Here is a 10,765-nt window from a genome sequence, read left to right as displayed (position 1 = left end):
CGCCCACCCGCGCGACCACGCCCTGGTCTCCGCCCGCCTCGCCGGCGCCCACGCCCTCGCCGGTCACGCCGATGCCGCCGCCACCCAGCTCGCCCGTCTGCCTCCGAACACCACCGGCCGCATCGCCCGCGAGCAGCGGCGGGCCGGGGAGTGGCTGCACCGGTGAACGTCCGGGCTCCGCAACCCCTGCCCGGACGCGGCAACGCCTGCCGGGCACGGCGACGGCCGGTCCGCCGCGAAAGCAGCGGGGCAGGCCACCACCTGCGGGAGTGGTGGCCGGCCCCGCCGGACCGGTTCGGCCGGCCCCTCGGCCCCTGCGGGTCGGCTCAGAGGCCGGCCGCCGCCGAGGCGACGGCCGCCGCGTACGTGCTCACCTGGGTGTAGACGCCCGGGTAGCCCGCGCGGGCGCAGCCGTTGCCCCAGCTGACGATGCCGACCTGGATCCAGCGGCCCGCCGCGTCCCGGCGGATCATCGGGCCGCCCGAGTCACCCTGGCAGGTGTCGACGCCGCCCTGGGCGACGTAGCCCGCGCAGAGCGAGCCGGCACTGTTCAGGCCCGGGTAGGCACCGGCGCAGGTGGCGTCGTCGACGAACGGCACGGTGGCCTTGAGCAGGTACCGCTGCTGGGCACCGCCCTCGCTCGCGGCGCCCCAGCCCATGATGGTGAAGGTGCCGTTGTCGTAGGCGGTGGAGGTGGCGATCGGCAGGGTGCTGACCAGGCTGCTGTTCACCGGCGAGGCCAGCTTGATCAGCGCCCAGTCGTCGCCGTTCTCGGCGCCGGTGAAGGCCGGCGACTGGTAGACGTACGAGGAGCGGACCTTGATCGCGGTGCCGCTGCGCAGGTCGACCGCCCCGAAGGTGGCGGTGATGCTGCTGTCCGGGCCGGTGCCGTCGACGCAGTGGGCGGCGGTGAGCACGATCTGCGAGGTGTAGAGCGCGCCGCCGCAGCCCATCGAGAGCCGCGCCATGAACGGGAACTCGCCCTGCGCCGCCCGCGCGCCGCCGACCACGCCGGGGGACGGTGCGGGCGATGCGGCGGCGGGCAGCACGAGCAGGCCGGCGCCGAGCACCAGACCGGCCAACAGGCTCATCAGTCTGCCGAGTTGACGCTTCATCGGACTCCTCCTTGACAGGTGGGGACCACCGAGAGTGGCCCGGCGGGCGCCGTGGCAGGAAGGACCGGGCCTTGCCGGTCGAAACTGGCAGGAACACGGCAATGCGGGGTTCCGGGCACGGAGGCCCTAGGGTGATCGCCCATGCGAGATCTTGTGGCGGGGACGAAGTACCTGATCGAGGGCCAGAAATGGGTGGGCCGGCACGGTCGCTGGTGGGGCTTCGGGATGCTGCCGGCCCTGCTCACGCTGGTCGGCTACGTCGTCGCGCTCGCCTTCCTCGGCGCCTGGTCCCTGGATCTCGCGGACTGGGTCACCCCGTTCGCCGACCACTGGTCGTCCCCCTGGCGGGGCCTGCTGCGCGACACGCTCGCGGCGCTCTTCTTCGGCGGCGGCCTGCTGCTCTCCCTGCTCACCTTCACCGCCGTCACCCTGCTGGTCGGACAGCCCTTCTACGAGGCGCTCTGCGCCAAGGTCGACGAGACCGAGGGCGGCGCGCCCACCCCGCCGGACACCTCGCTCTGGCGGGAGCTGCTGATCGCGGTGCGCGACAGCGTGTACGTGCTGGCGCGGGTGGCCGCGTTCGGCGTGGTGCTGTTCGCCTGCGGATTCATCCCGGTGGTCGGGCAGACGGTGGTCCCGGTGCTCGGGTTCCTGGTGTCCGGCTTCTTCCTGACCGTCGAGCTGACGGCCGTCGCCCTGCAGCGGCGCCGGGTGCCGCAGCCGGAGCGGATCCGGCTGCTGCGCGCCCGGCTCGGGCTGGCCCTGGGCTTCGGCACGCCGCTGGTGCTGGCCTTCCTGGTGCCGCTGGTCACGGTGTTCGCCATGCCGGGGGCCGTCGCCGGCGCCACCCTGCTGGCCCGCGACCTCGTCCCGACCGCACCGGAGGAGGAGGAGCAGGGCCCGGCCTCCGACTTCGCCGCCACCCCCGCGCGGCCCGTCCCGGGCAACCCGTACGCGACCCCCTGAGGCCGTCACCGTCCGGTCACGCTGCGCCGACCTCGCCCCCGCATGCGTGTGAGCCCGCCCACAGGGGGATCGCCATCCACGATCGCCGGTAGTGGACGGGCACCCCCGGACGCCCGCCCCGGCGCCGCCGAGGCGCCCCGGCCGGACCGCCCGCGGCCTCACCCCACCTGAAGAACACAGGCCACCACGGTTGCCGCCCTTTCGATCCGTCGCCGCCGCCCCAGCCTCGACCCCCAGTGCGCAATCCGGACAAATACCGCCAAGTCGACCATCGAGGCCCGCCGCGGCCGCCCCGCACCCACGATCCCGCGTAGTAGTGGACGCCTTTGCCACCCGCTCCCGGCCCTGCCAAGAATGGCCCGTCGCCAGGCAGCGCGGCCGGCCACCTCCGCCGCGCAGCCCGTCCGCCCCGCCGCTTCCGCCGGGGCGCCACGGTCGTCCAGGGCGGCCGCACGGGCCCCGCTCCCCCGGAGCCCACGCGATGCCCCCGCCCCGGTGCCACCGGCCCGGCCCCCGACGGAGAAGGATCGTCCGCTTCATGCAGCTCAGCCATGCCCGCCGCAACTCCCTGATCACCGGCGTCACCACCCTCGTGGTCGCGAGCGCCGCCACCGCCGCCCTCGCCATCCCGCAGGCAGGGCACACCACCGAGGCCGCCCCCGTGGCCGCCGTCTCGGTGGACGGCAAGCCGGTCGCCGGCCAGGGCCAGGCCGACACCGCTGCCGCTGCCGCCGCCGAGCAGGCCGCCCAGGAGGCCCAGGCCAAGGCCGAGGCGGACGCCGCCGCCCAGGCACAGGCCGAGGCCCAGGCCCAGGCGGACGCCAAGGCCAAGGCCGACGCCGAGGCCGCCTCCCGCTCCCAGGAGCGCCAGAACCTCACCGCCGCGCCGACCGGCTACTCCGGCACCCCGCAGCAGATCGCCGCGCAGATCGTGCCGGCCGGCCAGCTCCAGTGCTTCAGCAACATCGTGTTCCGCGAGAGCAGCTGGAACCCGCTCGCGGTCAACGCCTCCTCCGGCGCCTACGGCCTGGTCCAGGCCCTGCCCGGCTCCAAGATGGCCTCGGCGGGCGCCGACTGGCGCACCAACCCGGCCACCCAGATCAAGTGGGGCCTGAACTACATGAACACCCGCTACGGCAGCCCCTGCGCCGCCTGGTCGTTCTGGCAGGCCCACCACTGGTACTGAGCCGAACCCGTTCGGCCTCCCGGGCCCGCGACGCACCCCGCGTCGCGGGCCCGGCGCGCATCACCCCAGGTCGGTGGCGTGGACACGTCCGGAAGGCGGCGTGAAGATATGGCGCACGCTCGTACGATTTGCCACTGATTGCTCGGAATGACGGGCCGTCACGGCTTTGCCACGGTTCGCAGGCCCTCTTACGCTCCGGCGTCATGCCCTCACCCCTGATCAGCGTCGTGCTCCCCGCCTACGACCAGCACACCCAGCTCGCCGCCTGCCTAGACTCGCTGCTCGCGCAGTCCCTGGCCGACATCGAGGTGATCGTGGTCGCCGACCGCTCCCCGGAGACCGCGGGTGGGCTCGCCGACGCGTACGCGGCCCGCCACCCGCGGGTGTCCGTGCTGCACCTGAACGCGGCGGTCGGGATCGGGACGAGCCGCAACGCGGGGGCGGCGCGGGCGACCGGCGAGTACCTGCTGTTCCTGGACGCCGACCACCTGCTGCCCCGGGACGCGCTCCAGACGCTCGCCGACCGGCTCAGGCAGACCGGCCCGGTGGACGTGCTGCTGTTCGGCCACTCCCGCCGGCACCAGGACCGGGACTGGCCCGGCGGGGCCGAGGCGCTGCTCGCCGAGGCCGGCCCCGAGCCGTTCGCGCCCCTCGACCGGCCCGCGCTGTTCGGCGCGCCGCCGCTGATCTGGGACCGGCTGGTCCGTCGCGGCCACTGGACCGAACTGGGCCTGGCCTTCCCGCCCGGCCGCTACGAGGAGGTCCCGGTCGCGCACGCCGCGCTGCTCGGCGCCCGGAAGGCCGCCGTGCTGGCGCGCGAGTGCGTCCAGCTGCGCCGCCGGGAGACCGTCCACCCGGCGAGCGGCCCGGGCAGCAGCGTCTTCGACCTGTTCGAGCAGTACGAGCGCAGCTTCGCCCTGCTGGAGGACCAGCCGCACCTGTACGCGGTGCGCGACGCGCTGTTCGTCCGGATGATCCGGCACTACCTGTTCGTCTTCGACCTGGCGGGCTGCGTCACCCGCGCCGAGCGGCCGCAGTTCTTCCACCGCGCCGCCGAGCACCACCGCCGCTTCCAGCCGCCCGGCCACCGCCGGCCGGGCGGCCGCGAGGGTGTCAAGTTCTCGCTGCTGGCGGGCGGTGCCTACCCGGCCTTCGAGGTGGCCAAGCTCTCCCACATCGCGCGCAGCACGCTCACCGGGCGGAAGTAGCGCAAGCCGCCCGCCTCGGGCGGGCGCGGCAGGCATCGGGGAAGGCCGGATCCGCGGCCGCGGGTTCGTCGATCACGGCCGTTGAGGGTGTCACGTGACACCGCCGGGCCGCGAGCCTGCGATCATCGGCGGAGCCGTCGCCGCACCGCCCGGGAGGTCCCTGGTGAGCCGTCCGTCCGCCGTCCCCGGAGCCGAGTTGGCCCGCGAGCTGGCCGCCGTGCTGCGCGGCGAGGTCCGCTTCGGCGCCGCCGAGCGCACCGTCTACAGCCAGGACGCCTCCAACTACCGGCAGTTGCCGCTCGGTGTGGTCAAGCCCGCCGACCTCGACGACGTGCGCACCGCGCTGGCGCTCTGCCGCGCCCACCGGGTGCCGGTGGTGGCGCGCGGGGCCGGGACCAGCATCGGCGGGCAGGCGATCGGCCCGGGTGCGGTGGTGCTGGACTTCCGCCGCCACCTCGGCGCGGTACTGGAGCTCGACCCGGAGGCCCGCACCGCGCGCGTCGAGCCCGGCACCGTGCTGGACGACCTCCAGCGCGCCGCCAGGCCGTACGGGCTGCGCTTCGGCCCCGACCCGTCCACGCACAGCCGCTGCACCCTCGGCGGCATGATCGGCAACGACTCCTGCGGCTCGCACTCGCTCGCCTGGGGGCGCACCGCCGACAACGTCGAGCGGCTGGAGCTGCTGCTCGCGGACGGCACCGAGCTGACCGTCGGCGGGCGGCTCACCTCCCGGGAGCGCGCCGCGCTCGCCGCGCGGCCCGGTCGGGTCGGTCAACTCCACACCGATCTCCAGGAGTTCACCGACCGCAATCTCGCCGTCATCCGGCAGGGCATGCCGCAGCTTCCCCGCCGCACCTCCGGCTACCCGCTGGACGCGCTGCTGCCCGAGCACGGCCACGACCTGGCCCGGGCGCTCACCGGCACCGAGGGCACCTGCGCGCTGCTGCTCGGCGCCACCGTGCGCCTGGTCGAGGACCCGCCCGCCCGGGCCCTGGTGGTGGCCGGCTACCCCGACGAGGGCGCCGCCGCCGACGCCGTCCCGGCGCTGCTGCCGTACGGCCCGCTGACCGCCGAGGGCATGGCGGCCGACCTGATCGCCGCGCTGCTCGCCGCCGGGCCCCGCCCGCCGGCGCTGGACCGACTGCCCGACGGCGAGTGCTGGCTGTTCCTGGAGACCGGCGGCGACACCCCGTTGGCCGCCTACCAGGCCGCCCGCCGGCTCGCCGACGCGGTGCGCCGCGAGCGCTCGGCCACCGTCGCGCTGGTCACCGACCCGGTCGAGCAGCGCCAGCTGTGGGCCGTCCGGGAGTCGGGCGCGGGGATCGTCACCCGGCTGCCCGGGGGCGGCCAGGCCTGGCCCGGCTGGGAGGACTCCGCCGTCCCGCCCGAGCGACTCGGCGACTACCTGCGGGACCTGCGCGCCCTGCTGCGCCGGCACAGCCTGCACGGCGTCCCGTACGGGCACTTCGGCGACGGCTGCGTGCACCTGCGGATCGACTTCCCGCTGGACGAGCCCCAAGGGGTGCTGGTCTTCCGGGAGTTCCTGGAGCAGGCGGCCGATCTGGCGGTCTCGTACGGCGGTTCGCTCTCCGGCGAGCACGGCGACGGACAGGCTCGGGCCGAGCTGCTGCCGCGCATGTACCCGCCCGACGTCATCGACCTCTTCGGCCGGTTCAAGCGGATCTGGGACCCGGAGAACCTGCTCAACCCCGGTGCCATGGTCGATCCCCGCCCGCTCGACGCCGACCTGCGGTTCATCACCGCCCCGCGCGGCACGCTGCCGCTGGCGCTCCCGTACGAGCGGGACGGCGGCAGCCTGGTCGAGGCGGTGCACCGCTGCGTGGGCGTCGCCAAGTGCGTGGCCCCGGGCAGCGGGGTGATGTGCCCGAGCTACCTGGCCACCGGCGAGGAGCGGCATTCCACCCGGGGGCGGGCCCGGCTGCTCGCCGAGATGCTGCGGGGGATGGGGACACCTCCCGGCCGCCGGGCCGACGGCGCGATCCCGGACGGCTGGCGCTCGGAGGAGGTCCGGGAGGCGCTGGACCTCTGCCTGAGCTGCAAGGGCTGCGCGAGCGACTGCCCGGTCCACGTCGACATGGCGACCTACAAGTCCGAGTTCCTGTACCAGCACTACCGGCACCGGCCGCGCCCCCTCGCCCACTACTCGATGGGCTGGCTGCCGCTCTGGCTGCGGGCCGTCGCGCTCGCGCCCGGGGCCGCCAACACGCTCGCCCGCTCCCGGGCCGGCGGGCTGCTCAAACGGCTCGGCGGGATCGACCGGCGCCGGGTGCTGCCGGTCTTCCCGCCCGAGACCTTCACCGCCTGGTACCGGCGACACCGCGCCGTGCACCCGGCCCCGGCGGGCGCCCGGCCGGTGCTGCTGTGGCCGGACACCTTCTCCGACCGCCTCCAGCCGAACGTGCTGCGTTCGGCCGTCGAGGTGCTGGAGCACCTGGGCTTCGACGTCCGGCTGCCCTCCGGCCCGGTGTGCTGCGGTCTCACCTGGTACTCGACCGGCCAACTCGGCACCGCCCGAAGGGTGTTGCGCCGCAGCCTGCGGGTGCTCGACGCGGACGGGCGGGCGGCCGACGGGCCCGCGGCCGACACCCCCGTGGTCGGCCTGGACCCTAGCTGCACCGCGACCCTGCGCGAGGACCTGCCCCGGCTGCTCGGCACCGAGGGCCGCCCGCTCGCCGGCCGCATCCGCACCTTCGCCGAGTTCCTCGACGAGTACGCCCCGGACGCCCCGCTCCCCCGGATCCGGCTGGACGCCGTCACCCAGACCCACTGCCACCAGCACGCGGTGCTCGGCAGCGCCGCCGACCGCCGGGTGGAGGCACGGCTCGACCTGAACAACCGGGTGCTGGACTCCGGCTGCTGCGGCCTGGCGGGAAACTTCGGCTTCGAGCGGGGACACTTCGAGGTGTCCGAGGCCATCGCGGAGCGGGTGCTGCTTCCCGCGGTCCGGGCCGCCGGGCCGGAGACGGTGGTACTGGCGGACGGCTTCAGCTGCCGCACCCAGATCGCCCAACTCGCCGACGGGCGGCAGTCCCTGCACCTGGCGGAGCTGATCGCCCGGGAGCTGCGGGGCCGGCCCTAGCCGTGCGCGGCGAGGAAGGCCCCGGCGTGCGCCGCGGCCTCCTCGCGGGTCCGGTGGCCGGCGGCCGCCTCACCGCGTTCCCCGTCCGCGCCGGTGGCCGTCCAGCGCCAGCCGCCGGAGGCCTCGTCCTCAGCCAACTCGGCGGTGCCACCGAACAGTTCGAGCGACCCGGGCCGCGCCGCCGGGCGGCTGACGGCCTCCGGCCACTTCTTCCGGGCACCCTGCCGGGTGATGCCCCAGGCGGCGCCGAGCTGCTCGTAGCTGGCGCCGTAGGAGCCCGCGGTGGCGGCCGCGACCGCGGCGAGCCGCTTGACCTCGGCGTCGACCAGCTTCCAGGCGGACAGTACGGAGAGGGCGACCTCGACCGGCTCGGCGTCCCACATCCGTTCCGCGGGCAGGCCGGTCGCGCGGGCGCGCACGGCGGCGGCGAGGGGGTCGAGCGCGTCGAGGAGGGCCTTGGCCAGCTCGGCCTGCTCCTCGTGGGGGATCTCCACGGTCGTCATGCCGACAACCATAGTTGCCGAATCCGCTCTCGACAACCAAAGTTACCGACGGAACCGGTCCAAGGGGTTCGGATCCCGCCGCTCCGGGGCGAACGGAATCCCCGAGGAGACCGCCCGGAAGCCGACCACCAGCGCCTCCCCCAGGAAGCCCACGCCGATCGACAGCTGGACCGGCCGGGCGTCCGGGGCCAGGCCGAAGCGGGCGGCGAGCATGGCGAAGCCGGCCATCACACCCAACGACAGCGCCGCGACCAGGAAGGTCCGCCCCGTGTAGCGCTGCCACAGCACGCCCTCCCGCTCGTAGACCCGGATGGTGGCGCCGCGCACCGCCCCCAGCGCGACGCCGAGCGCGGCGCCCGCCGCGATCCAGCCGTAGTCGGCCGCGCCGAGGCCGTGCCGCTGCGCGAGCGCCCACACGCCGAGGCCGGTGAGCACCACCGGCGGCGCGAAGAGGTCCCGGGCGTTGAGCGGTTCGCCGCGCAGCCGCCGGATCACCACCACCACGACCACGACGGCGATCAGTCCCCCGTGCACCCAGCCGCTCACGCCCACTCCCCCAATTTTTGTAGCTCGACCGTGCTAAATCAGCAATTTAGCTCACCCGTGCTATAACGGCAACATGCCGAAGATCGTCGACCCCGCCGAACGCCGCCAGGCCGTCGCCGACGCCGTCCTGCGCGTCGCGGCCCGGGAAGGCCTGGAGCACGCCTCACTGCGCAACGTCGCCGAGGAGGCCGGACTGGCCATCGGCTCGGTGCGGCACTACTTCGCCGGCAGCTCGGAGCTGATGATCTTCGCGATGCGTGAGCTGGCCCACCGGATCGAGGCCCGCGTCCGCGTCCACGCCGCCGCCCTGCTCGACCCGGCCGCCGCCGGCACCGACCGCCGCGAGCGGACCGTCCGGCTGCTCGCCGAGACCCTCCCGCTGGACGCCGGACGGCGGGAGGAGTCCGCGCTCTGGCTCTCCTTCGTCACCGCCGCCCGGACCCGGCCCGACCTGCGGCCCCGCGCCGCCGAGATGCAGGCCGGACTGGACGACCTGGTCCGACGCGTCCTCGCCGAGTCCGAACGCTCCGGCGGCCTGGCCCCCGGCCTCGACCTCGACGTCGAGACCCGCAGGCTCTCCGCCCTGCTGGACGGCCTCACCCTCCAGGCCGTCCAGCACCCCGACCTGGTCGGCCCGGACGAACTGCACGCGGTACTGCGCCGCCACCTCGACACCTTGGCCGCGCCGACCTCCTGACACCGCGCCGGCACCCCGGCACAATGGCGCGATGACCCTCACCACCACCGAGGCGGACAAGCTCCTGACCGACCACTTCGCCCCCTGGGTGCAGGCCCTGGGCCTGTCGACCGCCGAGACCGGCGAGCGCCACGCCGTCCTGCGCCTGCCCTGGTCCGACCGGCTCGCCCGCGAGGGCGGCGGGCTGTCCGGCCAGGCGCTGATGGCCGCCGCCGACACGGCCTGCGTGATCGCCGTCGCGTCGGCCCGCGGCGGCTTCGGCCCGATGACCACCGTCCAGCAGTCCACCACCTTCCAGCGCGCGGTCCTCGCCCAGGACGTGCTGGTGCACGCCCGGATCACCAAGCTCGGCCGCCGGATCGCCTTCCTCGACATCGCCCTCACCCCCGAGGGCGCCGAGGACCCCGCCGCCCACGCCACCGCCGTCTACGCCCTGGGGTGACCTGACCGCCCGCCCCCGGATTCCGTCCCCGGTGTCACACCAGCGCGCCCGCAGGTGTCTTGATGCCAGTACCAAGTCATCGGACACAGTGGAGCGGAAACATGAGCAAGGTCTGGTTCGTCACCGGTTCGTCCCGCGGCCTCGGCCGCGCCTTCGCCGAGGCGGCGCTGTCCCGTGGCGACCGGGTCGCCGCGACCGCCCGGAACGTCGAGAACCTCGCCGCCCTGGTCGCCGCCCACGGGGACGCGGTGCTCCCGCTCCCGCTGGACGTGACCGACCGCGCCGCCGTCGGCCGCAGTGTGCGGCAGGCACACGCGCGCTTCGGCCGGCTCGACGTGATCGTGAACAACGCCGGCTACGGCCTGTCCGGCGCCGTCGAGGAGCTCTCCGAGGAACAGCTGCGCGACCAGCTGGACACCAACCTGTTCGGCCCGCTGCGGGTCGTCCAGGCCGCGCTGCCCCTGCTGCGCGCGCAGGGCTCCGGGCACATCGTCCAGATCTCCTCGGTCGCCGGCGTCGCCGCGTTCCCGCTCGGCGGCGGGTACTGCGCCTCCAAGTGGGCCCTGGAGGGCCTGAGCGAGGCGCTCGCCCAGGAGGTCGCCGGGTTCGGCGTCAAGGTGACCGTGGTCGAGCCCGGCAGCTACGCCACCGACGCGACCGCCTCCGCCGTGCGCGCCGGGGCCGACCCGCACTACGACGGGCTGCGCGACGCCTTCGCCGCCTACGCGCAGTCGCTCGACCTCGGCGACCCGGCCGCGGCGGGCCGCGCCCTGCTCCGGCTCGTCGACGCCGAACAGCCGCCGCTGCGGGTGTTCTTCGGCACCCAGGGCCACCCGATGGTCCAGCAGGTCTACGCCGACCGCCTCACCACCTGGGCCGCATGGGCGGAACTCTCGGTCGAGGCACACGGCCCCACCGTCCCGGCGCCCTGACCGGCACGCCCGCGGCCCCGCCCTTCCTCGGGCGGGGCCGCGGCCCGCGTGCGGTGCCGGCCCTGGGCGC

10 protein-coding genes are annotated in these 10,765 nt (G+C 75.3%); 7 read left to right on the top strand and 3 right to left on the bottom strand.

Annotated elements, in window-relative coordinates; translation table 11 throughout:
* Positions 1-326: 326 nt before the first annotated feature.
* Complete coding sequence (locus KS423_RS26900; RefSeq protein ID WP_224282358.1) at positions 327-1,115, bottom strand: trypsin-like serine protease; 789 nt, start codon at positions 1,113-1,115, stop codon at positions 327-329.
* 141 nt (positions 1,116-1,256) lie between these two features.
* Here KS423_RS26900 and KS423_RS26895 point away from each other — a divergent pair, with 141 nt between their 5' ends.
* The 4 genes from KS423_RS26895 (at position 1,257) to KS423_RS26880 (ending at position 7,575) form a co-directional block, all read left to right on the top strand.
* Positions 1,257-2,081 carry an EI24 domain-containing protein gene (locus KS423_RS26895; RefSeq protein WP_224282357.1) on the top strand — a complete coding sequence of 275 codons (825 nt, stop codon included), beginning with the start codon at positions 1,257-1,259 and terminating at the stop codon, positions 2,079-2,081.
* Positions 2,082-2,619: 538 nt separating this feature from the next.
* On the top strand, positions 2,620-3,267 hold the full coding sequence (locus tag KS423_RS26890) for a transglycosylase SLT domain-containing protein (RefSeq protein WP_224282356.1): 648 nt from the start codon (positions 2,620-2,622) through the stop codon (positions 3,265-3,267).
* Between the two features lie 203 nt (positions 3,268-3,470).
* Positions 3,471-4,475: a glycosyltransferase family 2 protein gene (locus KS423_RS26885; protein ID WP_224282355.1), complete on the top strand. Its 1,005-nt coding sequence runs from the start codon at positions 3,471-3,473 to the stop codon at positions 4,473-4,475.
* Positions 4,476-4,638: 163 nt separating this feature from the next.
* Complete coding sequence (locus KS423_RS26880; RefSeq protein ID WP_224282354.1) at positions 4,639-7,575, top strand: FAD-binding and (Fe-S)-binding domain-containing protein; 2,937 nt, start codon at positions 4,639-4,641, stop codon at positions 7,573-7,575.
* Here the strand turns inward: KS423_RS26880 and KS423_RS26875 are convergent.
* Both KS423_RS26875 and KS423_RS26870 read right to left on the bottom strand, forming a co-directional pair.
* On the bottom strand, positions 7,572-8,078 hold the full coding sequence (locus tag KS423_RS26875) for a hypothetical protein (RefSeq protein ID WP_224282353.1): 507 nt from the start codon (positions 8,076-8,078) through the stop codon (positions 7,572-7,574). The two genes, KS423_RS26880 and KS423_RS26875, sit on opposite strands and share 4 nt — an antisense overlap.
* Positions 8,079-8,120: 42 nt before the next feature.
* Complete coding sequence (locus KS423_RS26870; RefSeq protein ID WP_224282352.1) at positions 8,121-8,624, bottom strand: DUF1453 domain-containing protein; 504 nt, start codon at positions 8,622-8,624, stop codon at positions 8,121-8,123.
* A 73-nt stretch (positions 8,625-8,697) separates the two neighbouring features.
* On the opposite strand from KS423_RS26870, the gene KS423_RS26865 reads away from it, so the two are divergent.
* The 3 genes from KS423_RS26865 to KS423_RS26855 all read left to right on the top strand — a co-directional run bounded on the left by KS423_RS26865 (position 8,698) and on the right by KS423_RS26855 (position 10,695).
* Positions 8,698-9,321: a TetR/AcrR family transcriptional regulator gene (locus tag KS423_RS26865; protein ID WP_224282351.1), complete on the top strand. Its 624-nt coding sequence runs from the start codon at positions 8,698-8,700 to the stop codon at positions 9,319-9,321.
* Positions 9,322-9,352: 31 nt separating this feature from the next.
* The gene (locus KS423_RS26860) at positions 9,353-9,763 is read left to right on the top strand and encodes a PaaI family thioesterase (RefSeq protein WP_224282350.1); all 411 of its coding nucleotides are present in this window, start codon (positions 9,353-9,355) and stop codon (positions 9,761-9,763) included.
* A gap of 101 nt (positions 9,764-9,864) precedes the next feature.
* On the top strand, positions 9,865-10,695 hold the full coding sequence (locus KS423_RS26855; protein ID WP_224282349.1) for an SDR family NAD(P)-dependent oxidoreductase: 831 nt from the start codon (positions 9,865-9,867) through the stop codon (positions 10,693-10,695).
* Positions 10,696-10,765: the final 70 nt, after the last annotated feature.

Origin of the sequence: Streptomyces sp. LS1784, assembly GCF_020103755.1 — a bacterium.
GTDB lineage: Bacteria > Actinomycetota > Actinomycetes > Streptomycetales > Streptomycetaceae > Kitasatospora.
This window is presented reverse-complemented; position numbering and strand designations above follow the sequence as displayed.